At 34.0% G+C, this 23,197-nt stretch carries 25 protein-coding genes; 20 read left to right on the top strand and 5 right to left on the bottom strand.

All coding sequences use genetic code 11. The features are described from left to right. The first annotated feature begins 4 nt into the window (after positions 1 to 4). The 9 genes from MYRA21_RS16730 to MYRA21_RS16690 all read left to right on the top strand — a co-directional run bounded on the left by MYRA21_RS16730 (position 5) and on the right by MYRA21_RS16690 (position 7,013). Positions 5 to 577, top strand: coding sequence for a Crp/Fnr family transcriptional regulator (locus MYRA21_RS16730; protein ID WP_039329961.1), 573 nt, complete (start codon positions 5 to 7; stop codon positions 575 to 577). A gap of 69 nt (positions 578 to 646) precedes the next feature. Next, a complete protein-coding gene (locus MYRA21_RS16725; RefSeq protein ID WP_039329959.1) occupies positions 647 to 1,624 on the top strand; it encodes a zinc-binding alcohol dehydrogenase family protein in 978 nt (325 codons plus the stop codon). Positions 1,625 to 1,739: 115 nt separating this feature from the next. After that, the gene (locus MYRA21_RS16720; RefSeq protein ID WP_006261472.1) at positions 1,740 to 2,363 is read left to right on the top strand and encodes a DUF4433 domain-containing protein; all 624 of its coding nucleotides are present in this window, start codon (positions 1,740 to 1,742) and stop codon (positions 2,361 to 2,363) included. A 3-nt stretch (positions 2,364 to 2,366) separates the two neighbouring features. After that, positions 2,367 to 3,401, top strand: coding sequence for a macro domain-containing protein (locus MYRA21_RS16715; protein ID WP_039329957.1), 1,035 nt, complete (start codon positions 2,367 to 2,369; stop codon positions 3,399 to 3,401). A gap of 141 nt (positions 3,402 to 3,542) precedes the next feature. Continuing rightward, on the top strand, positions 3,543 to 3,914 hold the full coding sequence (locus MYRA21_RS16710) for a virulence RhuM family protein (RefSeq protein ID WP_082013843.1): 372 nt from the start codon (positions 3,543 to 3,545) through the stop codon (positions 3,912 to 3,914). A gap of 92 nt (positions 3,915 to 4,006) precedes the next feature. After that, a complete protein-coding gene (locus MYRA21_RS16705; protein ID WP_039329956.1) occupies positions 4,007 to 4,702 on the top strand; it encodes an HAD family hydrolase in 696 nt (231 codons plus the stop codon). Between the two features lie 96 nt (positions 4,703 to 4,798). Beyond that, entirely contained in the window at positions 4,799 to 5,155 is a 357-nt protein-coding gene (locus MYRA21_RS16700; protein ID WP_006261468.1) for a four helix bundle protein, read from the top strand. A gap of 161 nt (positions 5,156 to 5,316) precedes the next feature. Then, the gene (locus MYRA21_RS16695) at positions 5,317 to 6,030 is read left to right on the top strand and encodes a hypothetical protein (RefSeq protein ID WP_039329955.1); all 714 of its coding nucleotides are present in this window, start codon (positions 5,317 to 5,319) and stop codon (positions 6,028 to 6,030) included. 236 nt (positions 6,031 to 6,266) lie between these two features. Further along, positions 6,267 to 7,013, top strand: coding sequence for a DUF262 domain-containing protein (locus MYRA21_RS16690; RefSeq protein ID WP_039330500.1), 747 nt, complete (start codon positions 6,267 to 6,269; stop codon positions 7,011 to 7,013). Between the two features lie 7 nt (positions 7,014 to 7,020). On the opposite strand, the gene MYRA21_RS16685 is transcribed toward MYRA21_RS16690, so the two are convergent. Genes MYRA21_RS16685 through MYRA21_RS16675 form a run of 3 tightly spaced genes read right to left on the bottom strand, consistent with a single transcriptional unit; the run spans position 7,021 to position 9,270 of the window. Continuing rightward, positions 7,021 to 8,595 carry an IS66 family transposase gene (locus tag MYRA21_RS16685; RefSeq protein ID WP_039329170.1) on the bottom strand — a complete coding sequence of 525 codons (1,575 nt, stop codon included), beginning with the start codon at positions 8,593 to 8,595 and terminating at the stop codon, positions 7,021 to 7,023. Between the two features lie 49 nt (positions 8,596 to 8,644). Then, positions 8,645 to 8,983: an IS66 family insertion sequence element accessory protein TnpB gene (gene tnpB / locus MYRA21_RS16680; protein ID WP_081316899.1), complete on the bottom strand. Its 339-nt coding sequence runs from the start codon at positions 8,981 to 8,983 to the stop codon at positions 8,645 to 8,647. Beyond that, positions 8,983 to 9,270 (bottom strand): hypothetical protein, encoded by a 288-nt coding sequence (locus MYRA21_RS16675; RefSeq protein WP_006258245.1) that lies wholly within the window; start codon positions 9,268 to 9,270, stop codon positions 8,983 to 8,985. The genes tnpB and MYRA21_RS16675 overlap by 1 nt, the downstream gene beginning before the upstream one ends. A gap of 42 nt (positions 9,271 to 9,312) precedes the next feature. On the opposite strand from MYRA21_RS16675, the gene MYRA21_RS16670 reads away from it, so the two are divergent. Continuing rightward, positions 9,313 to 10,569: a DUF1524 domain-containing protein gene (locus MYRA21_RS16670; protein ID WP_235279988.1), complete on the top strand. Its 1,257-nt coding sequence runs from the start codon at positions 9,313 to 9,315 to the stop codon at positions 10,567 to 10,569. A gap of 260 nt (positions 10,570 to 10,829) precedes the next feature. On the opposite strand, the gene MYRA21_RS16665 is transcribed toward MYRA21_RS16670, so the two are convergent. Further along, positions 10,830 to 11,720 (bottom strand): IS4 family transposase, encoded by an 891-nt coding sequence (locus MYRA21_RS16665; RefSeq protein ID WP_158437118.1) that lies wholly within the window; start codon positions 11,718 to 11,720, stop codon positions 10,830 to 10,832. Positions 11,721 to 12,188: 468 nt separating this feature from the next. Here MYRA21_RS16665 and MYRA21_RS16660 point away from each other — a divergent pair, with 468 nt between their 5' ends. Together MYRA21_RS16660 and MYRA21_RS16655 are read left to right on the top strand one after the other, a co-directional pair. Next, positions 12,189 to 13,136, top strand: a complete 948-nt coding sequence (locus MYRA21_RS16660) for an ADP-ribosylglycohydrolase family protein (protein WP_039329952.1) — start codon at positions 12,189 to 12,191, stop codon at positions 13,134 to 13,136. Next, positions 13,126 to 13,965: a hypothetical protein gene (locus MYRA21_RS16655; RefSeq protein ID WP_052237553.1), complete on the top strand. Its 840-nt coding sequence runs from the start codon at positions 13,126 to 13,128 to the stop codon at positions 13,963 to 13,965. Before MYRA21_RS16660 ends, MYRA21_RS16655 begins: the two co-directional genes overlap by 11 nt. A gap of 148 nt (positions 13,966 to 14,113) precedes the next feature. On the opposite strand, the gene MYRA21_RS16650 is transcribed toward MYRA21_RS16655, so the two are convergent. Next, positions 14,114 to 14,842 (bottom strand): IS4 family transposase, encoded by a 729-nt coding sequence (locus MYRA21_RS16650; RefSeq protein ID WP_235280067.1) that lies wholly within the window; start codon positions 14,840 to 14,842, stop codon positions 14,114 to 14,116. 539 nt (positions 14,843 to 15,381) lie between these two features. Between MYRA21_RS16650 and MYRA21_RS16645 the strand changes: the two genes are divergently transcribed. The 8 genes from MYRA21_RS16645 to MYRA21_RS16615 all read left to right on the top strand — a co-directional run bounded on the left by MYRA21_RS16645 (position 15,382) and on the right by MYRA21_RS16615 (position 23,073). Beyond that, positions 15,382 to 16,302, top strand: a complete 921-nt coding sequence (locus tag MYRA21_RS16645; RefSeq protein WP_039330493.1) for an HPP family protein — start codon at positions 15,382 to 15,384, stop codon at positions 16,300 to 16,302. A gap of 283 nt (positions 16,303 to 16,585) precedes the next feature. Next, entirely contained in the window at positions 16,586 to 17,188 is a 603-nt protein-coding gene (locus tag MYRA21_RS16640) for a hypothetical protein (RefSeq protein WP_006261464.1), read from the top strand. A 3-nt stretch (positions 17,189 to 17,191) separates the two neighbouring features. Continuing rightward, positions 17,192 to 18,313 (top strand): pyridoxal phosphate-dependent aminotransferase family protein, encoded by a 1,122-nt coding sequence (locus MYRA21_RS16635; RefSeq protein ID WP_039329950.1) that lies wholly within the window; start codon positions 17,192 to 17,194, stop codon positions 18,311 to 18,313. Next, the gene (bioD, locus tag MYRA21_RS16630) at positions 18,297 to 18,926 is read left to right on the top strand and encodes a dethiobiotin synthase (RefSeq protein WP_039329949.1); all 630 of its coding nucleotides are present in this window, start codon (positions 18,297 to 18,299) and stop codon (positions 18,924 to 18,926) included. The genes MYRA21_RS16635 and bioD overlap by 17 nt, the downstream gene beginning before the upstream one ends. Positions 18,927 to 18,929: 3 nt before the next feature. Continuing rightward, positions 18,930 to 20,210: an adenosylmethionine--8-amino-7-oxononanoate transaminase gene (gene bioA, locus MYRA21_RS16625; protein WP_039329948.1), complete on the top strand. Its 1,281-nt coding sequence runs from the start codon at positions 18,930 to 18,932 to the stop codon at positions 20,208 to 20,210. A gap of 441 nt (positions 20,211 to 20,651) precedes the next feature. Further along, positions 20,652 to 21,155 carry a hypothetical protein gene (locus MYRA21_RS16620; RefSeq protein WP_039329946.1) on the top strand — a complete coding sequence of 168 codons (504 nt, stop codon included), beginning with the start codon at positions 20,652 to 20,654 and terminating at the stop codon, positions 21,153 to 21,155. A 65-nt stretch (positions 21,156 to 21,220) separates the two neighbouring features. After that, positions 21,221 to 21,385 (top strand): hypothetical protein, encoded by a 165-nt coding sequence (locus MYRA21_RS19230; RefSeq protein ID WP_200888298.1) that lies wholly within the window; start codon positions 21,221 to 21,223, stop codon positions 21,383 to 21,385. A 128-nt stretch (positions 21,386 to 21,513) separates the two neighbouring features. Then, positions 21,514 to 23,073 (top strand): IS1182 family transposase, encoded by a 1,560-nt coding sequence (locus tag MYRA21_RS16615; RefSeq protein WP_006261699.1) that lies wholly within the window; start codon positions 21,514 to 21,516, stop codon positions 23,071 to 23,073. Positions 23,074 to 23,197: the final 124 nt, after the last annotated feature.

Raw genomic sequence — 23,197 nt, 5'->3', positions numbered from 1 at the left:
AGTCATGTTCGAAAAAGTAGATAAAGATTCTTTACTTAGTCAAGAGTTTATCAATAAGTATAAACCTTATTTTAGAGAGGAAGTGTATCCTGCTAAAACAGTATTGTTAGAGGAGGGAGCGATAGCGAATAAAGTATTTTGGGTCAGTAAGGGATGTCTGCGTGTTTGGATTAATAAAGACGGACATGAGGTGACTTTTCAATTCTTTTTAGAGAACAGTATGGTCTCATCTATTGAGAGTTTTTGGAGAGGGATGCCTAGTAAATTTACCCTTGAAACAATAGAACCCACAGTAGTATGGGTAGTAGATAAAGAAGATATAAGGCCTCTGTTAGAAGAATCTTTAGCTATATCAGAGTATAGAGATATGTTTATAGATGTGATTTTTCAGCGAACATTCGACTATGTAAATCACAGCCTATCTTTTGTTCAATCAACCCCAGAAGAGCGTTATCTCAAACTTTATGAGAGTAGACCAGAGTTGATACAGCGTATCCCTCAGCACTATATCGCTTCTTATATTGGAGTATCTAAGGTTCACTTAAGCCGTATCAAAAGCAAGCTACTAAAGTCCTAATTTGATAACATTTGTTATCGATATACACGGTTGCTATCCAATACTTTTGTCTATATAAAATAAAGAGATATGAAAGCAGTTATTGTAAAAGAAAAAGGACAGAATCCAGTATATACTACCAACTTTAAGCCTGTTGAAGTAAGTTCTTCAGAAGAAGTGTTGATGAAGATTAAGGCAGTTTCGATTAAGAATCTCGATAGAGCTATCGCCAGTGGCAAGCATTATTCGGTGAGCACTAAACCTTTTGCTCCTTTTGTTATCGGAACAGACGGAGTAGGGGAGCTTCCAGACGGAACCATGGCTTATGGATTTGGAGTGCAGGGGATGTTAAGTGAGTATGCTATTGTAGATAAGAATCAATTAGTACCCTTACCTAAAGGAATTGATTTAGCAATGGCATCTGCTATGCCTAATGCCCTTATGGGATCTGTGATTGCTATGGTAGTCAGAGCCAGGTTACAAAAGGGAGAAGTGGTACTGATCAATGGAGCTACTGGTGTCACAGGGCAAGTAGCTGTACAAATGGCTAAACATTATGGAGCGAGTAAAGTAATCGTGACAGGGCGCAATGAAGAAGCCTTATCCTCGCTAAAGGAACTAGGAGCAGATGAAGCGATCAGTCTGTATCAGGATAAAGAAACTCTAGTAACAGCATTTAGTCAAGTACATCAAGAAACGCCTATCGATGTGGTGATTGATTACTTATGGGGAGATAGCGCTTCGGCTATATTGACCGCATTAAAAGGTAAAGGCAAGTACCAGCATAGAACTCGTTTTGTCAATGTAGGAGCGATGTCTGGTGATATGATGGAGTTGTCTTCTTCTATACTGAGGGGAACGGACATTATGTTATTAGGATCAGGAATAGGCAGTTGGACAGATGACGAGATGGTTCGTTTCTTTAAAGTATTGTTACCAGAAGCTTTTGACCTTGCAGTAGCAGGGAAGTTACGCCTTGATACCGTAAGTTATCCGTGGCAAGAGATAAGTGAGGTATGGGATATGTCTCTTAGCAGTGGAAAAAGATTGGTGATGATGACAGAGTAAGAGAATAATACTGTTGTATTTGATTAGGTTATGTTTAATTAGTATGTCTAATTGTATTTTGTCGTTATAATCATTAAATTGCAGATAAGAAATATATAAATTTGCAAGAATTACGATGATTAACTTTAGTAAACTATGGGTGTATAGAATGACACATATAGATAATGTGAGTCATATTGCAATGAATGGATTGACACATGTAGATTCAGAGAATAGTAATCCAAATTACATTCCTATTGGAAATAAAGAAATTATCACTGTTCGTGCTAATAGATTATTAAATAATGGTAGACATATAGGAAGTTATCTACCTTTTTATTTTGGATTCTGTACTCCTATGTTATATGTAATTCAAAAGGGATACATGGGAGTAAAAAAAGTAAACCCTATTGATATTGTATATTGTGTGACATCTATTCAAAAGATCTTAGATTGTCAAAAAGCGTTTTTATTTACAGATGGTCAAGCAAACAGTGCATTGACTTCATATTATGAAAATGACAGAATAGGAGAAGTAAATGAATTGGTTGACTTTAATGCAGTTGCATCTAAATATTGGTTTGATGAAGAAGATGTAGACAAAAAGAGAAGAAAGGAGGCTGAGTTGCTATTGGATGGTGATTTAACTAAGGAGTTTATAATAGGGTATGTATGTTATAATGAGGAAGCTAGAACGAAGTTAATCAATAGTGGGGTAGAAGAAAGTAAGATTGTGATAAAACGAGGATATTATTTTTAAGTGATGATAGAGTATATAGAAGGAAATTTATTGGAGAGTAAAGCAGAGGCTTTAGTCAATACAGTGAATCTCGATGGAGTGATGGGGAAGGGGATTGCTTTACAATTTAAAAATCAATTTCCTGAGAATTTTAAAGCTTATAAAAAGGCTTGTGACAATAATGAGATAGCTATAGGTAAATCATTTGTTTTTAAAGAAGAGACATTGTTAGGAGGTCAGAAGATAATTGTCAATTTTCCTACAAAAACCACTTGGCGTAAACCTTCAGAATATAGTTATATAGAAGCTGGATTGGTTGACTTAAAACAAATTATAGCTCAATATAATATCACATCTATTGCCATTCCAGCTTTAGGAGCAGGAAATGGTGGTTTAGATTGGGGAGAAGTACAGAAGAGAATAGAGTACTATCTTAAAGATGTTCATTGTGATATATCGGTTTATCAGCCAACCAGTGTGATTCAAGAGAAAACTAATAAGGATAAAGTAAGTCTGACACCAGCACGAGCAATGTTATTAGCCGTCTTGTACGATTTGGTTAAACAAGGTGAGTTTGTGTCAGAATTCTCTGCAGAAAAAATAGCTTATTTCTTACAGAAGTTTGGAGCAAGAGAAGAGTTCAAGCTTCAGTTTAATGCTCAACATTACGGCCCTTATTCTGGCAAAGTAAGGCATGTACTGTACTACTTGAATAATAGTTATATCACTGGATATGTTACTAAGGATAAGAAACCTTTCGAAGTATTAGGAGTTAATTTAAAAGACGAAAAAACAGTGTTAGATTATTTAAATACAGAGAGTAATAAAAAGTATTTGGATATAGTACATAAAACACAAGATTTTTTATCTGGATATTATTCCAATTTTGCATTAGAGTTATTGTCAACTATTGATTTTATTAAACAAGAGAAGAAAGTAGACTCATTAGAAGATATTTCTAATTACTTAATGAATTGGAATTCACGTACACGAAAGTTATTTGCGAATAATACTAAAATGATAGAATTAGGTATTCAGCATTTAGAAGAGATTAGCTAATTAATTATGTAAGTATCAACAATCAAAGCCCATCACGTGATGGGCTTTTGCTATTATTTAGAGCAATGTATTTAAAGAGTAAGTGTATAAAATAGAGTAGATTGCAAAGAATTGATTAAGTACTACTTACAAATATATACTATGAAAGAAGAAAGCAACGTTTCGAATTTTCTGTTTTATCAGAATAAAGAAGGTAAAACAAGTGTTCAAGTTATAGTTGATAGTAATCAAGAGACTATTTGGGCGTCACAAAAGACAATGAGTGAGATATTCGGTGTAAATAGAAGTGTTATCACAAAGCATATTGCTAATGTATTAAAAGACGGTGAATTAGAAGAGGATTCAGTATGTGCAAATTTTGCACATACTGCCTCTGATGGTAAAAATTATAAGACTAACTTCTATAATTTAGATATGATACTATCTGTGGGGTATAGGGTTAATTCTGTACGGGCAACACAATTCAGAAAGTGGGCTAATGGAGTATTTGATAAAAGGATTTGTATTAGATGATGAACATCAGTAGAATAAATGAAGAAAGACAAAAGTCTTTTTAGAATCGCTAGTCAACCTTTATATTTGACAAGGTTATAAAGAAATAGAATATGAGTAAAGATATACAGATTATAGCATTTGATGCAGATGATACACTTTGGAATAATGAAATATACTACCAAGAGACAGAACATGCTTTTTGTGAGCTTCTAAAAGATTATTTACCAGCAGAAGAAGTATCTAAAGTCCTTTTTGAGACAGAGATGCGAAATCTAGATCGATATGGCTTTGGAGCGAAGAGTTTTTTATTGAGTTTATTAGAAACGGGAGCTCAGATTACAGGAGCTCAAATGACAGATGTATTAATGCACCGCATCTTGGGGTTAGGTCATGAACTGATAGATAAACCGATCACTCTTTTAGATGGAGTAGAGGAAACACTAGATCAACTAAATGGTAACTATAAGTTAGTCTTAGCGACTAAAGGTGACTTATTAGATCAAGAGCGAAAACTAAAGAATTCTTCCCTATCTAAGTATTTTGACCATGTAGAGGTGATGAGTGATAAGCAGATACTAGATTATGGAAATTTAGTAAGTAAGTTATCTTGCCAACCTCAAGAGTTTATGATGGTAGGAAATTCAGTTAAGTCTGATATTATCCCAGTTTTAGAACTTGGAGGGTCGGCACTACACGTTCCTTTTCATGTGACCTGGGCACACGAAGTCGTAGAGGAAGAGCTAGTTTATGAAAACTATAGACAGTTAAAGAACATCAGAGAAGTAGTAGACTACTTGAAATCATAGCCTATATTAACTCGAAACATAACAATTTCTTCATATAGAAATGCTTTCTTTGGTATTGTAATGGTGGGAGTATAGTTAATCTATAAACTATTTGTTATGAGCTTTGTGAGTATATGTCAGCGAGATGCGATGTTGATTAAATCATTAGAACTAAAGTTAACAATCTATAAACTAACCTTAGAGAACTTTAAAGAGGATCATCTAGGAGCGATCGCTAAGATGAGAGAGATTAGTGGGATGATCTCTTTGTATATTGGTTTGGGGTTAAAGAGTCAGATACAAGAAGATTTTGTTTGTTACTTAGACGATATCTCTCACTGCTGTATGACTTTAGAAAAACAGATTATGCTCTGTGGGCAGTTAGGATTTTTAATCAATGAAGATATCGTATCCTTGTTAGATTTAAAGAATATCATTTTCGATTTTGTAGGAAAAACAGTTGTTCGAAAGTAGAACAGCGAACTACTATAGGCTGTTACACTATCGATTTACCTAAAAATAGAGCCCGTGATAAACATAGAATTTCACCTCTGTTTTTAAAAGAAAAAGCTTGTATTACTACTTTAGATATTTGTAGCTTTGGCCGTATCACAATTTTGTTAAGCAGCATATACATGAGTACAATTACATTTATCGACAGTGCCTATCCTAAACCCCATCTGTTAGAAGAGTTTGTTTGGGCAGGTCGTTTAGACGAATCAGGCAAACTATGGTTTGACCTACACCTAAAGTCAAAATACTACTATCTAAGCGAAGGAGAAGAGTATATAGAAGATGAGGAAGAGGACTTCGACGATGATGCCGAATATACCAGTATGAGCGAGTGGCAATCTAGAATCGTGTGGGATAACTATCACCAGTGTACTTTGTCTTCTACCTATTGGTCAGATGAAGGGGGACTTCTTCTTTCTGATGGGACCACTCCTTTTAGTTTTGATTTATTAGATAATAAAGAGTTTGTACTTAATCCGCTTCCTCTACCAGATGATATGTTAGAGTCTGAATTGGCTTTTGGTATCTATCTATTAGGCCATGACCTTTCGGCTAATCATACCATTAGCTTTACACCATTGGCGAATAAGCATTATGCTATACAGTGGTCAGGGGTGATAGCCCTAGCCTATGGTGGTTTTTATGATTATATCCACGAGTTTAAAGCAGATATTACAGAGAGCAAGTTTGACGGTTTTTATTTTCCTACCACTTGGACTTTAGAAGAAGCAAAAAAGCGATTTGAACAAGTATTGAGTAATATTGATCAGTATGAGTTTATAGATATTAACCCTATGAGTAATAAACGAGAATATAAGCTAATGCTTAAAGAGTAAATGAGAAGAGCTACTGATTATGAGGTAGCTTTTTTTGTTTAAATGCGAATGAGTCCGTAGTGAGACAGTATGGATTTATCATACGTCTTATCCTTATTCATTCCTTAGAAGGTATAAAAGAGTTACTTCTTTGTTGTTACTTTTGTTAAACTACTATCCTTAATTATAATTCATTAGCCCATCTATGTGATATTGTCTATTTTTGCAACCCTTAAAAATAGGTAAGCACGTATAGCATGAACATTATCACTTTCGAAGAAGTATTTAGAGGTAAAGTCTTTCGTATTCCTGATTATCAGCGAGGTTACTCGTGGACGAAGAAGGAGTTAGAAGAGTTGTGGGGCGATTTGAATAATACCCATCACAACCGAAATGCTTTTCACTTTACGGGTATTCTTACTGTGACTGACTTTAGTAAGTTTGATATAGAATGTATCAGACGAGAAGGGTTTGTGGTAAGAGTAGGAAAGTTAGTGATAGAAGGAAGTGACTATAAGGGATATAATATTGTAGATGGGCAGCAACGTCTGACTATGGTATTAATATTGTTATCAGAATTGGTGATGAAACTAGAGGATAGCCCACTCAAACAACGACTTACAGAACATTACTTTAAAGTTAAAGAGACAGGTGGTTATCGCTATATTTTTGGGTACCACGTAGATGTGCCTTCTCATAATTATTTAATCAGAGAGATATTTAATGATACTGGTTATGAGGCAGAAGAGACAGAAACTTTATACACGCATAATTTATCTTTCGCAAAAGCATTCTTTAGTGAGCGAATTAAAGACTTTACACAAGTTGAATTAGTCTTTTGGATAGAGAAGCTCACTAAGCACCTATTGTTTTCTATATTAAACTTAAATGAGTCAAAGGAGTGCCCATTAGATGTGTCCATGGTATTTGAGACGCTAAACTTTAGAGGGAAACAATTATCAAGTCTAGAGCGACGTATGCACCCGAGCAAGTACATCTTGTGAGATCTAATTATTCTTCTACATTATCCAGGATAAGTTTCTTGTAATTATGAGGATATAAGTCAGCGATATTCTTGTGGTTGATGGATTGAATATTTTCAAGAACATACTTTAGCCATTGATATGGATTAATGTCATGCTTTTTGCAGTTAGCAAAAAACGTATAGGCCATAGCTGCTCTTTGTGCTGCATCATGAGAACCGGCAAAGAGATAGTTTTTACGACCAATTGCTACAGGTCTGATTACATTTTCAACAAGATTATTGTCTATCTGCAAGTTTCCATTGTGTAAGTAATCACTTAGATTACTCCATCTTTTTTGAGAGTACGCAAAAGCTTTACCTATTCTACTTTGAGGTAAGGTAAGATTCATCTGAGCAATCATATATTTACCAAGCTTGTTGATGATTGGTAAACTTTCATCTAGACGAAGTTCTTTGATTTGGTCAGGAGCTAAGTTTTGTTCTTTAGCTTTTCTCTCTATAGCATATAACTTCTGTATTTCTACTAGTACATGCTGCGCCCTTTTTCTATCGTTATCTAAAGCTTTTTCAAATTCACGTCGAGCATGTGCCCAACAAGCAAGATGCGTTACATCTGACTTATTTCCATAGGCTTGGTAGCCGCTAAATCCATCAGTTTGCAGATATCCTTTGAAGTTTTTTAATATAGGTAGTGCAGCACTACCGCTACGAGTAGGACTGTAATTAAACATTACAAGCTTGGATATAGGTGCATGATACACCCAATAGTAGCCAAGATGAGTTTTGTCTTTCTTTTTCTCATCTAAGACTTTGATGGTGGTTTCATCAACTTGGAGATAACCTTCATTTTTGATGTCCATCACCAGCTTTTGGTATAGTGGTTTTAAAGCATCCATACTTTGAGCAGCCCAACCATCTATTGTAGAAGAAGCTATATCGATATTTTCTCTTGAAAAGCGTTGCTTTTGTCTATAAAGAGGAAGGTGGTCAACATATTTATCTACAAGTATTGTGGATAATAATCCCTCTGAAGGGATTCCTTTATCTATAATTCGCTCTGGAAGATCGCCAATACTAATTTTAGTATTGTCTTTATCTTTAGTAGCGTATTTATATCGGATGTAACGCTTGATTTTAAAGTAACCTGGAACATAATCTAACACATCTGTAGTTTCTTTACCAATGCAAATCATATCAGATAAATCTCCCTCAGGATGTATTTCTATTTCTTCTACGGGTAAATGATCTGGTAGTTTAGCTCGTCCTGGATGTTTCTTTTTCTCACGAGAGTAGGTAATCTCTTGTTTGATTACTTCTTCTTGTTCCTCTAAGACTGCTTGTTCAACATCTAAAGGTAATTGAGTTTGATTGGGATCCTCAAAACGTTCTCGGCTTTGACCGAACTTCATGCGCTCAAGTAGCTTTACACGATATTCCAGTTCTGTATTTTTTTCTTCTAGTTTAGAGGTCTTTTCTTCTAAGCTAGTAGTTTTCTTCTCTAACTTAGTATTTACTTTTTCTTGTTTGGAAATAGTCTTTTGGGCTTTGGTTAAAAGTGCCAAAAGTTCTTGTTTCGATAAGTTTTCTAAGTCTATTTCCATGAAGTAAATATACGTCAAAAGCCTTATTTATACAAGGATTAAGGCTGTTTTATCTCATGGAAAACCGCCTTTTTTGACTACTTTTTATCACTTGTATTCCTTCAATCATAAGTACCAAATCACTCCAACTGATTTGAGTCCGATTATGAATAGGAAAAGCAAAAGTACCTTGTTCTAATCGCTTGTGATATAACACAAAACCACCTGTTTCCCAGTGTAAGAGTTTAATCTGATTACATCGACGATTGATAAAGACGTAGACACTTCCATTATGAGCGACTTGATTAAGCTCGTTTTGAACAAGACCACATAGACTATCGAAACTCTTGCGCATATCACAAGCTGATTTATACAAGTAGAATTGATGGCTACTACTCAGACTAAACATTACACAAGGTTTACTAATGAATAGAGTTCACCCAAATCTTTCGTTTCTAAACGTAACTTCACTCCATTAGGATACACGATTTCGTATTCTTTACTGTCGGTTTTAGATGTTTCACCTATTGCTATAAAGTTACTTGAGCCTTCTTGCTCTGTTTCACTCTTAAACTTTACTACCCAATAACTAAATGTCGCCAGCTTAATTCCAACACTTTCACAATACTTTGATTGTGTTAATCCACTTGCTTGCCAATCCTCTACATGAGAGTACATAATTTCTTGTTTGCTCATCTCTTTATTATTTAAAGCAAACTTACTTCCTTACATTATATTATGAAACATGCACTTGCTGGGGTGCATACAGAGCGACTGAAAAATAGAGTGCTTTATATCGTCTCTAAGCAATTGACAGTAGCTAGTACGATAGATCGCAGTCGTAAGAAAGTTAATCAGAGTTGGTTAGAAGTGTATAAATGGCTGGGGCGAAACCCTACACAAGCTATGGATGACGATGCTTTTTTGAAAGCGTTTTGGTTGTTGTACTTCTCTCATTCTAAGATGGTATCTACAGATTTTAAGTCTTATCAGAAGCATTTGTTTACCATCGACTTTCAGCTAGATCAACAAGAGATGGGAAGTATAAATTACGCTGATTATAGTGAACTTACCCAATGGCTAGAAAGTATGCGCAAGGCAGTAGCGCTGTGGTATTTTATTAATAATCCTTATGCTGTAGATACAGATGAAGACTTTGTGTATATGACTACTTCTGCGATACAGAAGTCATTACTAAGACTGTCTAATTTCCCTAGAGGATACGGTAAGTATATGCTTAACCTTGTATTGGCTGTATTGATGAGAGATTTGCCTGTGAAGGAAGATCATGGGCTATCAGACTTTGAACTACAAGAACGCTTGGCTAGTATAGAGCGTTTGTTCTTTGCGATGGAACGCCATAATATCATGTGCTTCTTGCTTCAAGGAAACAACTCTACGCTAAATGTAGAGGATACTTTCAGGGATATTAATTTTTACTATCTACGTGGACGTGCCCATAATAATGAGTACTTATTCAATGTGTTGATGGAGAGTAGAGTAGAGCACTTCCGATGGAAAGAGGTGATTCGTCATATTCATAAGGGAGGACGATTTAAGACTTGGGTAGGATTAGACTATTTCTTAAAAGGAATAGAGGAGAGTATGGGAGGTTTATTAGAACAGACCGAGCCTAAAGTGTACTTAGTCTATCCAGAAGAAGATGATTATGAGGTAAGAAGTACGTATAAGGATATTAATACTATGCAAAAGGTCAATCGTGACCGTTATAGCCATTCGATAGGTAATATGTTTTTAGCATATAACCGCTATGAAGCGAACCCTTTTGACAAGATACAACACAAGGTACAGAATGCTGTAAAGTATGAGTATCGAGTAAGTAAGTTAGAGTTAGACCTTTTAGAATACCCTACATGGACTAAGGAAAATATTGAAGCTAGAGGACGTAAGATGATGGAGGCTTTCATTGAACATTGGGAACTACCAATGATTCAAGAGACAGAGATGAAGAGATTGTTGTTAGATGAAGTGTGATTTTAATTAGGAATTTAAAATTAAGAATTAGGAATGTTTGGCTTTGCCATGATGTACTTGTATAGCTTGATATATTATACATTGATGTGATAGTATAAATAACATCACAATCATTAAAGGAGTGGCTCAAAGTCGGGAGAGTTTGCGCAGCAAGGTATTTTAATTAAGAATTAAAAATTATGAATTAAGAATGTTTGACTTCGTTATAATGTATTTAGATGATGAGATATACTTATGTTAATGCAATAGTCTAAACAATATCACGTTCCATATAACAAAAACCTAAGTACACGACAAAAACTAAAGCAATTGATATTTAAAGGGTTGTGTCCATTTTTAGAGAGTAATAATCTTGATAAGTAGTCAAGTCCAAGTTTAAATACACTAATAAGCCTATTGCCATGGTTCTTGATTGTGATAGGTTTTATAGTATCAATATAGTCTCCAATCTTATAGCACCATACAAAAGCAATCATCACTAACATGAGTAGTTTTTCAATTCTATCTATTTTTTTCAAGTGTGTATCTTCTATATTAAATCCGCTAGACTTGAAGGCTTTAAATAGTGTTTCTATCTGCCATCTTATTTTATAAGTATCTAAAGCTTTCTCTGGTTTATTAAAACCTATGATTATACAGAAGTCTATTTTACCATCTGTTATCACTTTAGTTCCAGAGATATAACATAGCTGATTATGAATTCTAACAATCTTGTGATACTGTCTTGTTTGACCAGGTTTTAAGTTATTAAATAGATGAGAAGCTGTTATTTCTTTCTGTTTGCTAGGCAGGTAAACTTTAAAGTTATTTCTAATACGAATGTAATATTTAATCTGTTTATCATTTAGATAGCTAATCCAATCTTCTCCAACAAATTCTCTATCTGCTAAAACACAATTAATACAATCTTTACCAAACCAATCAATAAAAGTATTAATGAGTTCTTTTCGCTCATTTGTATTTGAGTTACCACGCTTATCTAACATTTTAAATAGTATTGGAAAACACATATTCTTATAACTAATACCTAGCATTAAGATGTTTATGTCTTGTTTGCCAAACTTCCAATTGGTGCGATCCATCACAAGAACATAAGATTCTTCATTAGGTATAAGTGCAAAAATAAGTCTTGAAACCCATTCCAATTTCAAATCAACTGAGGATATAAAACGCTAAAATACGTCTATAGTTACTACTAGTTTCGGCACAGTTGTCAAATCCAGTTGATACTTTAGAAAAATTCACAGACTTTACTTTGCATAGAGAGACGATAAACAAACAAATAAGTCGGATCCTAACTAACCCTAATTTACCTTTAAATTGGCTTTTATAGTTGTTAGAAGTTCTGTATTTTTGTACTCTAGGCTGTTGTTCGTTTTTAAAGGCATTACGTGAGAAATAATTCTTTAATATACTGAATATCAGCCTTTTTTACAAATCATCTCGTCCTTTATTTATCTTAAAATCAACTGTTTAATAATTTTGTCGTGTACTAAGATCTAGCCTTAGTAACTATCTACTAAGGTTAGAAATAAATAACAAAGAATCTTTTCTTAAAAGTTTGGGTTGCCATTTATATGATTTAATTTTGAGAAGCAATCTTTAAAAACAAGTATAAAATGTCCAACTTAGCACAAGATATTCTATTCGGTGTAGCAGTAGCTGATGCACTAGGAGTTCCTATCGAATTTAAGTTTCCAAATGAAATAAATCTAGAATCTGTTAAAACTAATTATCAAAACGAACCTAATAGATTAACTGGGTTTGGCTCTTGGCATAAACCTGTTGGAACCTTTAGTGATGATTCTTCTCTTACTTTTTGTACAGCAGAGTATTTAGCCTCTAAAGAGACTGATTTAAATGATTTGATGGATCGTTTTAAAGATTGGATGAAAGAAGGTTATTGGACTGCCGATGGAGATACTTTCGATATTGGAAGAACAACATTATTTGCTATTGAAAATTTTGCAAATGACTATAATTGGAGAACAGCAGGACTAAGTACAGAACGTGATAATGGAAATGGATCTTTAATGCGTATATCTCCTCTGCTCTTTCCACTCTTATATGATAAGAGTATTACAGATACTTACAGCTATATTAGTAACTTTAGTAGTTTAACTCATGCACATAAAATAGCTATAGATAGCTGTTATATCTATCTTATTTATGCCAAACATCTTGTTTTAACCAAAGATGCACAATTGGCATATGAAAATATTATACATGACTTGGCTTCTATTTATCAGGAAAATGAATACTTTAATCGTATCTTCTCTCCTAAATTTAAGGAAATTGCCCCAAGTGAATTTAATAATAGAGGATTTGTAGTGGGAAGCTTAGAAATTGCTCTTCAAACTTTACTTACTACAAATAATTATGAAGAAGCTATTTTAAAAGTTATGTCATTAGGTAAAGACACTGATACAAATGGAGCAATTACAGGAGCTTTGGCTGGGATTTTATATGGATTCAAGAGTATTCCCTTACACTGGATAGAGCCGTTAAAAAGAAAAAAAAATATTGAAGAATTAGCAAAACAATTATATTTAAATTATGGACTATAGTATTTTAAAAAAACTAACTAATAAAAATCTTTCTAATCTTTACATTGGTAAAGGAAATCCAAATGGTACTATCTTATTTATAGGAAAAGAGGCTGCTATTGATCAACAAACTAATCAAGAAGCTTATATCCGAGATATTAAAAAAAATAATATTCAATGGATTCAAAATATAGAGGAACAAGTAACACTAAAAGACATCCAAAATTGGGCTCCATTATATTTAACTCAAAACTACAATCCTTTGTACCCGTATAAAGGACAATTAAATAAAATTGAATCTAGAGATAATTTAGGAAATATCATCAGAGGCAAAGGAGGTACAAGTTCTACTTGGTTTTACTATCAAAAAATAATTGATGCAGTTTTTTTTGATCATGTTAAAAGTGAATATATTAATTTTCATGAGAAGGCATTTCTGACCGAGTTAAGTGAAGCATCCGCCAAATACAGTAAAGATGTAGACAAACATGATAGACAACTCAGTCTAACTCTAAGACAGGAATTTTTAACCCATGAATTTTATCAAAACTTCCCTATTGTCATAGTAGCAGCTGGTCATTATGTTCGTAATCATCAAATTGATATTGAAAAAATATTCAATGTAAAATACGATTCCGAAACAGGAGTAATTCCTATTGGTAAATCTAATTTCATTAATATTCATTATGATGATATTAATCAACCCAAAAAACTAGTTATTCATACCAATCAACTAAGTATGGGAATCTCAAATGAATTAATCAAAGAACTTAGTTCAATAATTAAAGATTTTTTAATTAAAACAAATACATTCAGTATAAATTCTAATTCAATCTATACTTCTTCTTAAAATCAAAGTATATTATTAAACAAGGCTGTCTATTTAAGACAGCCTTTAGAGTTGTTATAGTATTAGATTATGTTTAACTATTACATTTTTCAAAATCTATATGGATATTCCACTCTATACAAATAAGATTTAGGGATATAAGAATGACCTAAGTACACGACAAAAAACTAAAGCAATTGATATTTAAAGGATTATGGCTATTTTTAGAAAGAAATAATCTTGATAGATAGTAAAGTCCAAGTTTAAATACACTAATAAGCCTATTGCCATGATTCTTGATTGTGATAGGTTTAATAGCGTCAATATAGTCTCCAATCTTATAGCACCATACAAAAGAGATCATCACTAACATGAGTAGTTTTTCAAGTCTATCAATTTTTTGTAAGTGTGTATCTTCGATATTAAAGCCACTAGATTTGAATGCTTTAAATAGTGTTTCTATCTGCCATCTTATTTTGTAAGTCTCTAAAGCTTTTTCTGGTTTATTAAACCCAATGACAATACAATAATCTATCTTATTACCTGTGATCACTTTAGTTCCAGAGATATAACATAGCTGATTATGAATTCTAACAATCTTGTGATACTGTCTTGTTTGACCAGGTTTTAAGTTATTAAATAGATGAGAAGCTGTTATTTCTTTCTGTTTGCTAGGCAGGTAAACTTTAAAGTTATTTCTAATACGGATGTAATATTTAATCTGTTTATCATTTAGATAGCTAATCCAATCTTCTCCAACAAATTCTCTATCAGCTAATACACAATGGGTACGATCTTTGCCAAACCAATCAATAAAAGTATTAATGAGTTCTTTTCGCTCATTTGTATTTGAATTACCGCGTTTATCTAACATTTTAAATAGTATTGGAAAACACATGTTCTTATAACTAATACCTAGCATTAAGATATTTATATCTTGTTAGCCAAACTTCCAATTGGTGCGATCCATCACAAGAACATAAGATTCTTCAGTAGGTATAAGTGCGAAAATAAGTCTTGAAACCCATTCCAATTTCAAATCAACTGAGGATATAAAACGCTAAAATACGTCTATAATTACTACTAGTCTCGGCACAGTTGTCAAATCCAGTTGATACTTTAGAAAAATTCACAGACTTTACTTTGCATAGAGAGACGATAAATAAACAAATAAGTCGAACCCTAGCTAACCCCAGTTTCCCTTTAAAATTAGCTTTTAAAGTTGTTAGAGGTTCTGTATTTTTGTACTCTAGGCTGTTGTTCGTTTTTAAAGGCATTATGTCAGAAGTAAACTTTTAATATACTGAATATCAGCCTTTTTTACAAATAATCCTTCCCTTTATTTCTCTTAAAATCAACTAATTAGTACTTTTGTCGTGTACTAAGAAGTACTTTATACTTGAGTTCAATTAATTTTGCTTCAAATAAGTAATGAAGATGATGAACTTAGTAAATAAACCAACTGTATATCACTATATTTTAGCATTTGTATTCATATTACTGATGGTATGTGGAGCAGTGTATTTTCAGGATCCAGAGATTGTCTTGCCAGAGATAGCAGCACTAGCTGTGGGGCTATGGGTATTCCAAGAGAAAGCATGGCTGAGACAGCCTGATAAAATATTTATTCTTCCTTCACTAACAGCGTTAATAGGGTTCGGGCTAAATATGTTAGCTATTCCTTATATTTCTAAGTTGTTGATTGTACTGCTACTGATGTTAGTGCTGATGAAAGTAATTAATTATTGTTTGCCTCCTGCATTAGCTACAGGTTTTCTTCCTATTGTGACTAATGCTCATGCGTGGTCATTTATCTATGCCATATTGGTAACTACTTTTGTCTTGATGGTTGTGGTCTATGCGCTAGCTTTAAATAAAGGGATTGACTCAAAAGGGAAGGTCAATACAAAAATGATGTATCCCTATATTGCTATTAATTTGTTGTGGATGATAGTGGCGTATTACTCAGCCAACCAACAGATGGCTATTATCCCTCCTATAGCTGTAGTACTGTATGAATCTTTAAATATGAAGACGTATTCACTGAAGATCATGGTTAAGCAAATCGCTATTCTCACATTAGCTATTAGCATAGGAGTAGTATTATATCAGTATATTGAGAACTGGTTGTTACTCGCATTTCTATTGTTGATTATGATGTATGGTTTGTCTCAACTATTTCAGATGCGAGTGCCTGCGGTATATGCGTTTCCATTCTTGGTTTATGTGTTTCCTGTAGAAAAGGTGATGAGTTTGCCTATCGCTACTTTTGTTGTAGCAACATTTTCATTTGGCGCTGTTTATATTTATAGAACATACTTATCTACTAAGGTAGCAACTCAGCCTGCAGACGAATAATTCGCTTATAGATATACTAAACAATTGATTTATAAATGAAGTAGTTTAAAGCAGATAGTCTTTTAGGGAACTAGTTATTCATAGAATAGCTGATATATACTAGTTAAAAGACTTTTTTTAGCAAGGGATAGGCTCGTATAGGGCGCTGATATATCACGGAGATAGAAGAGGTATTATCTTCTCGGTAGAGTGTATGATAGTATCCGGACTAGTATTTATCTTAAAAGTGGTCTTGTGGTGATCCAGTTAGTCCTTCTAGTTTTGTGGCTTAAACAAACACAAAATGGAACAACTATTAGAAGTAATCGTAGCGAGCGATGAGCTACACAGCAAATGGTTAAATGCCTTATCCTTTATGGAGAACACAGGAGCGAGGAAGATATCCGCTTGTGAAAATCCGTATCAAGTTACCTTTTTACAATTAAAGCATGCAGCAGAAGAACATAGGCATGCCTATTACTTAAAAAAACAAATTAAGAAACTACAAGTTTGTTTTCCTGAGCAGTATGATACCACTAGTTTATTAGCACCTGTTCAGACTCAACAGTATCTACAACGATTAGATGTATTTTGCGTTCGATATCTAAAAGAATCACTTGGACTTGATGAAGCACCTTTAAAATTCGCTGCTTATCTATTGGTTACGTACGCCATAGAGGTACGTGCAGACAAACTATATCCTATTTACCAAGGTGTTTTAGATCGATCTGGTTCTAAGGTGATGGTCAAATCAATTATAGCAGAAGAACAAGGACATCTAGAAGAAATTATTGCTCAATTAGAAGTTTTTTCACCTGATTGGCAATACTATGCTGATATCATTGTAGAGTATGAAGAATTACTTTGTCAAGAGTGGATGAAGGCTATTGCTAAAGCGATTAATTAAAGCATGAATACACTGCCTTATAATCTACAGCGAAGACTCTCAGAGCGGCTTTATGACCAGAATTATAGAAGCTTACAGCTTAGGGATATAGAAGCAATAGACTTCCTATCGAATGACTATTTAGGATTGAGTAGAAATAGTGTTTTTCAGCAAGGTTTATTAGATATGGTAGTAGATAATCCAGCTTTGTTAAGTGGAAGTACAGGATCTAGATTAATCAGTGGGAATATAAAGGAGGTAGAAGAAGTAGAAGAGTATATAGCAACTAGGCATAGCGTAGAGAGAGCACTTCTTTTTAATTCTGGTTATCAGGCTAATTTAGCTCTATTAGGTAATCTACCTACATCGAGAGACACTGTGATCGTGGATGAACTAATACATCGGTCTGTACACGATGGATGTCTATTGTCAAGAGTAAGAAAGTGGAAGTTCAGGCACAATGATTTAGATGACTTAGAGCGCTTACTCAATAAAGCAACAGGAGATATTTATATAGCCGTAGAGAGTCTATATTCTATGGATGGAGATTTAGCTCCCTTAGAGGAGCTAATAGAGTTGTCACAGCGTTATGGCGCTTACTTAATAGTAGATGAGGCTCACGCTATAGGAGTATACGGACTAGGTAGAATACACTCTTTAGGATTACAGACTGGTGTATGGGCAACTCTTGTGACATACGGTAAGGCGATGGGAGTACATGGAGCTGCTGTGCTGGGAAGTAAGATGTTGATAGATTCTCTTATAAATTTTGCTTCTTCTTTTATTTATAGTACAGCCCCTAATGCTTTGATGGCTGTGAGTATTAAGCTTGCGTATCTTTTTATAGAGAAGTATCCTATGCTATCACTACAATTAGAAAGTGTTATCAAGACTTACGCAGAAGTTGCTCCTAAAGGCATTGTACTCACTCCAAGTCCTATACAAGTGATTAGTCTTAAGGGAATTAGAGATATTCCAAGCTTTCAATCAGACTTACGACAACACAACCTTAATACTTATATCGTTAAGGCTCCTACAGTGGCTAAAGGTACAGAACGTATAAGAATCTGTCTACATGTTTTCAACACAAGAGAAGAAATGAATTTATTATTTGAAATTATAAAAAGAAATGACACAACCCCTTAAACTATTTGTAACTGGTATCGATACAGGAATTGGTAAAACAGTTACTTCTGCTATTCTAACACATTATTTTAAGGCTGATTATTGGAAGCCTATTCAGTCTGGAGACCTACATGAATCAGACAGTATGAAAATACAACAGTGGAATGAGAATGTGACTATTTATAGAGAAAGATTTAGGCTGCAGTTACCCGCTTCACCTCATGAATCTGCAGTTAAAGAAAATGTAGATATTCAACTAAGTGATTTTACGCTCCCTGATACTGCGAATAATCTTATTGTAGAGGGAGCAGGAGGATTGTTTGTTCCGATTAATTCTTCTACTTATATGATTGATCTGATTCAATATTTAAAACTTCCTGTCGCATTAGTGACTAAAAACTATTTGGGGTGTATTAACCATACAATGTTATCGATAGAAGCTTTGAGGACAAGGAATATTCCTATCGATTACCTTGTGCTAAATGGAGAGTTTAACCCTTACTCATTAAAGGCGATAAAGAACTTTATAGACAGAGATACACAATTAATACAGATACCCACATTAGCAGAGATCACTAAAGAAGCAGTTATGTTAACAGCACTTGAATTAGCAAGTGATTCATCACAAAAATAAAAAATGAAAAATAGACAAGATAATTTAATAGAACGCGATTATGCTGTGAATTGGCATCCTTATACTCAGATGAAAACAGCTCAGAATATAATTCCTATCACAAAAGGAGAGGGAAGTTATCTATACGATGCGAATGGCAAGAGATATATAGATGCAGTATCATCCTGGTGGGTAACCTTACATGGACATTCGCACCCTTATATTGCTCAGAAATTGACAGAACAATTAACTACTCTAGAGCAAGTAATCTTTGCTGGGTTTACTCATCAGCCTGCTATAGAGTTATCAGAGCGATTATTAGGCTTATTACCATCTAGCCAGACTAAGGTATTTTATACAGATAATGGCTCGACAGCGATAGAAGTCGCTTTAAAAATGGCTATTCAGGCTAATTATAATAAAGGAGGTAAGAAGAATAAAGTCTTTGCTTTTAAAAATGGGTATCACGGAGATACTTTTGGGGCAATGTCTGTGAGTGGTAGAGGAATATGGACAGATCCTTTTGGCGATATGTTGTTTGAGGTTTTGTTTATAGAGGTGCCCACGGCAGAGAATCTAGAGAGTATAAAAAAGACCATTGATACATATGCTGAAGAGACAATCTGTTTTATCTATGAACCCTTAGTACAAGGGGCAGGGGGAATGTTAATGCACAAGGCAGAACACCTATCTGCATTAATGAGCCATTGTAAAGAAAGAGAAATACTCTTAATCCAAGATGAGATATTTGTGGGGTTTGGGCGAACAGGAAAGCTTTTTGCTGCTAATCACCTTAGTGAGTCGCCTGATATTATGTGTTTTTCAAAAGGACTTACAGGTGGTACTTTACCATTAGGAATTACTACTTGTACAGAAGAACTGTATCAGGCATTTTATGCAGATGATAAGACTAAAGCACTGTTTCACGGACATTCTTTTACAGCAAGTCCTTTAGCCTGTACAGCAGCTTTAGCAAGTATGGATCTGTTGCTATCTAAAGATACACAGGATCATATTAATCGTATTGTAGAGAAGCACAAAGGGTTTATACAACAATTAAAACAGCATCCTAAAGTACAAGATGCACGTCAATGCGGAACTATTTTTGCGATGGAGAGGAAGACAACAGAATGTACTTCTTATTTTAGTGATATGCATGATATGTTATATCCTTTCTTCTTAGAGAGAGGAGTACTGATGAGACCTTTAGGTAATATCATCTATCTAGTGCCTCCATACTGTACAACTGACGAAGATCTATCGTATATATATGGCTGTATATTAGAGGCTTTAGAGATGATATAACTGTTCTGTATTAGGTGTCAAAACAGAAGAAATAGGTCTCTCTAAAAAGAGTAAAAAAAGCTTGTAAATTTAAGTTTTTTTTCACAGTTCCTTTGATACATTTGCACCGCTTTTAGCACGAGGAAAAAGAGAAGTAAATTGCTTGGCATTATTGTTGTTTTATCGAGTACCTAAACCTAAAATAGCAGGACATGATAAAGAGTAGTTTATTGATCAGTGTATCTGTATTAAGTATGTTAGTGTTTGCAGGAAATTATAGTTCTGTAACTTATGCTACCTGTATAGGATATTCAAATTGTAAAGCGTGTAAAAATTGTAAATACTGTAAGCACTGCGCTCAGAAAGGAAATAGCTGTGGAGTTTGTAAGTAGATGCATTTTTAGTACGTAGTACATGGCTAGGGCAAGGTCTTACATAGTTTGAGGTATTTTAAATAGGATAATGAAACAAATAATTCTGTTGTTTGCAAGTATGACATTACTGTTATTTGCTTGTAAAAAAAGTGCCGGGTCACACGGTTTTACCATTTATGGTGAGAGTGACTATTATAAAGATGGAGTGTATTGTGCTGAGGTGATGTATGAAAACCCTTATACAAACAGTAGTAGTACTTATCAGGTAAGTGTAGAGGTGAAGGATGGAAACTTAGTACATATTAACTGGCCTAGTGAAGGATGGCTAGATGATGTGAACTTCTCTACTCAAAACATTACAGATGGGCAGTGCTCATTTATGAGTGAGAGAGGCTATAGATATACTATCACTCTAGGAGGGTTAGGAGCAGAGTGTTATGATGATAGTGAAGAATTGCAGAATCGCGTGAATGAGGATACGGCTCAGGCAACTTGTCCTGAATGTGGAGAGATGAGAGCTATACAAGAAAAACACTGCGTTTATTATGCTAATAGAGTAATCCTAGAGAATAATTGGGATAGACACTTTTAGTAAAACAGTATAATAAGACTTATTTATAGTGTAAGCAAATTATGAATCATATTTAAGAAAAGAAGATGAAGATCATAGGAAGGGGTATTATCGCGATAGCGGTTCTCTTTTTAGGGATGTGTATTGGTGGACTCAATGGCAATACACCTGAAGAATATTTGGTTCTATTAGCTCTATTAGGAGTGATATTAGGTGCCTATCTTATCTATAAAAGTCAACATAAGGAATAATATAATTAAACAAGGGGCTGTCTCATAAAGACAGCCTCTTTTTTATTCAATATTTGGTATATCTATACTTTTAAAATTTGTTTATTTCGTTGATTATCAGTATTTTTAAATCTTAAATCAATGTGTTTATGGCAAAACAATCCCCTAGATTTAAATACTACGCTCAGAATCAAATGAGCTTGATTCCTCATTCCTTAGATGATTTTATTCCTAAATTACATCCTGTACGTATTATTAATACAGTAATAGATAAGTTAGACTTAGAAAGCTTATATGATAGCTACTCTAAATGTGGTGGTATCAGTTATCATCCTAAGATGTTGCTAAAAGTTTTAATCTATGGTTACCTAAACAATGTATACAGTAGTCGCAAGCTTGAGCAGGCTTGCTTAGAGAATGTTCATTATATGTGGCTGAGTGGTATGTCTTACCCAGACCACAATACAATTAATCGTTTTCGCTCTTCAAAACTTAAGGGTTATATAGAGCAGATCTTTACTCAGATTGTTGAATTATTTATAGCCGAAGGTTTTATCAGTATTGAAGAGGCTTATATTGATGGAACTAAAATCGAAGCCAATGCTAATAAATTCACCTTTGTTTGGAAGAAAGCTATTTCAAATTATAAAGAAAAGATGGTTCAACAAATCCTAGAGATATGGGGGTATGCAGACTCTATTGCTAGACAAGAAAGTGAACTTCCACCTCCTCCAGATTTTAAGAAAATAGATACAGAAGCTATCTCTCAAGCCATTGATACATTAAATGCAGCGCTAAAAGACAATCCAGATGTTGATCAGAAAGTAAAGAATAAACTGAAGTATATTACTAAAGAGTATCCTACAAAAATTCAAGAGTACCAAGAGCATGAAGCTATATTAGAAGATCGTAATTCTTATTCTAAAACAGATAAGGATGCTACTTTTATGCGTATGAAGGAAGATCATATGAATAGTGGTTTTCTAAAAGCAGGCTACAATGTTCAAATATCAACCAACAATCAATATATCCTAGCCTATAGTATACATTCAAACCCAACTGATACAACTACATTAATACCTCACTTAGAAAAATTCAAAGAGAATTATGGAGTATATCCAAAGTCTGTTATAGCAGATGCAGGGTATGGTAGTCAAGAAAATTACACCTATTTAGAGGGGGAAGAAATTAAAGCTTTTGTGAAGTATAACACTTTTGATCAAGAGCAGGAACAAGTAGAAAAAAAACCAAGAAAGAATGCTAAGCAAAGTACAAAGCCTTTTACAACAGATAAATTGTTTTACCAACACAAAGGTGATTATTTTGTATGTCCTATGGGACAAAAAATGCACTATATTGGAGATACAACAAAAACTACAACTACAGGCTTTATCCAAACATTAAGGCAGTATCAAGCTAAAAATTGTCAAGGTTGTCCTTTAAATGGTGTGTGTCATAAAGCAAAAGGCAATCGGACTATAGAGATAAACTTTGAATTACAACGACACCGAAAACAAGCAAGTAAATTACTCACTACAAAAGAAGGTATTGACAAGCGTAAACAAAGGTGTCACGATGTAGAAACAGTTTTCGGAAATATTAAACAGAACCATGGGTTCCGCCGATTTATGCTTCGTGGTAAGGAAAAAGTCGCAATAGAATGGGGATTATTGGCAATTGCACAAAATATCAGAAAGAGAGCTGCCTAAAAAGACTCTTTTTACCCTTTTTTTTCCGAAATGTTTTTTTCAATCCTCTAAGGTTGCAATATTTCAAAAAAAATCCCCTAAAACAATATCTAAAATATCAGAACAAAGAGGGCTGTCTCTTTTT

This window comes from Myroides sp. A21 (assembly GCF_000807225.1).
Taxonomy (GTDB): Bacteria; Bacteroidota; Bacteroidia; order Flavobacteriales; family Flavobacteriaceae; genus Flavobacterium; species Flavobacterium odoratimimum.
The sequence above is the reverse complement of the archived record's forward strand: the minus strand, read 5'-3'. Positions and strand labels throughout refer to the sequence as shown.

Excerpts from the sequence above, each read along its gene's own strand:
- MYRA21_RS16690 (WP_039330500.1), top strand. The coding sequence starts at position 6,267 with ATGAACATTATCACTTTCGAAGAAGTATTTAGAGGTAAAGTCTTTCGT.
- MYRA21_RS16715 (WP_039329957.1), top strand. The coding sequence starts at position 2,367 with ATGATAGAGTATATAGAAGGAAATTTATTGGAGAGTAAAGCAGAGGCT.
- MYRA21_RS16710 (WP_082013843.1), top strand. The coding sequence starts at position 3,543 with ATGAAAGAAGAAAGCAACGTTTCGAATTTTCTGTTTTATCAGAATAAA.
- MYRA21_RS16700 (WP_006261468.1), top strand. The coding sequence starts at position 4,799 with ATGAGCTTTGTGAGTATATGTCAGCGAGATGCGATGTTGATTAAATCA.
- MYRA21_RS16635 (WP_039329950.1), top strand. The coding sequence starts at position 17,192 with ATGAATACACTGCCTTATAATCTACAGCGAAGACTCTCAGAGCGGCTT.
- MYRA21_RS16640 (WP_006261464.1), top strand. The coding sequence starts at position 16,586 with ATGGAACAACTATTAGAAGTAATCGTAGCGAGCGATGAGCTACACAGC.
- MYRA21_RS19230 (WP_200888298.1), top strand. The coding sequence starts at position 21,221 with ATGAAGATCATAGGAAGGGGTATTATCGCGATAGCGGTTCTCTTTTTA.
- MYRA21_RS16705 (WP_039329956.1), top strand. The coding sequence starts at position 4,007 with ATGAGTAAAGATATACAGATTATAGCATTTGATGCAGATGATACACTT.
- MYRA21_RS16620 (WP_039329946.1), top strand. The coding sequence starts at position 20,652 with ATGAAACAAATAATTCTGTTGTTTGCAAGTATGACATTACTGTTATTT.
- MYRA21_RS16670 (WP_235279988.1), top strand. The coding sequence starts at position 9,313 with ATGAAACATGCACTTGCTGGGGTGCATACAGAGCGACTGAAAAATAGA.
- bioA (WP_039329948.1), top strand. The coding sequence starts at position 18,930 with ATGAAAAATAGACAAGATAATTTAATAGAACGCGATTATGCTGTGAAT.
- tnpB (WP_081316899.1), bottom strand. The coding sequence starts at position 8,983 with ATGTTTAGTCTGAGTAGTAGCCATCAATTCTACTTGTATAAATCAGCT.
- MYRA21_RS16720 (WP_006261472.1), top strand. The coding sequence starts at position 1,740 with ATGATTAACTTTAGTAAACTATGGGTGTATAGAATGACACATATAGAT.
- MYRA21_RS16725 (WP_039329959.1), top strand. The coding sequence starts at position 647 with ATGAAAGCAGTTATTGTAAAAGAAAAAGGACAGAATCCAGTATATACT.
- MYRA21_RS16660 (WP_039329952.1), top strand. The coding sequence starts at position 12,189 with ATGTCCAACTTAGCACAAGATATTCTATTCGGTGTAGCAGTAGCTGAT.
- MYRA21_RS16695 (WP_039329955.1), top strand. The coding sequence starts at position 5,317 with ATGAGTACAATTACATTTATCGACAGTGCCTATCCTAAACCCCATCTG.
- bioD (WP_039329949.1), top strand. The coding sequence starts at position 18,297 with ATGACACAACCCCTTAAACTATTTGTAACTGGTATCGATACAGGAATT.
- MYRA21_RS16675 (WP_006258245.1), bottom strand. The coding sequence starts at position 9,270 with ATGAGCAAACAAGAAATTATGTACTCTCATGTAGAGGATTGGCAAGCA.
- MYRA21_RS16615 (WP_006261699.1), top strand. The coding sequence starts at position 21,514 with ATGGCAAAACAATCCCCTAGATTTAAATACTACGCTCAGAATCAAATG.
- MYRA21_RS16685 (WP_039329170.1), bottom strand. The coding sequence starts at position 8,595 with ATGGAAATAGACTTAGAAAACTTATCGAAACAAGAACTTTTGGCACTT.
- MYRA21_RS16730 (WP_039329961.1), top strand. The coding sequence starts at position 5 with ATGTTCGAAAAAGTAGATAAAGATTCTTTACTTAGTCAAGAGTTTATC.
- MYRA21_RS16655 (WP_052237553.1), top strand. The coding sequence starts at position 13,126 with ATGGACTATAGTATTTTAAAAAAACTAACTAATAAAAATCTTTCTAAT.
- MYRA21_RS16650 (WP_235280067.1), bottom strand. The coding sequence starts at position 14,842 with ATGTGTTTTCCAATACTATTTAAAATGTTAGATAAACGCGGTAATTCA.
- MYRA21_RS16645 (WP_039330493.1), top strand. The coding sequence starts at position 15,382 with ATGATGAACTTAGTAAATAAACCAACTGTATATCACTATATTTTAGCA.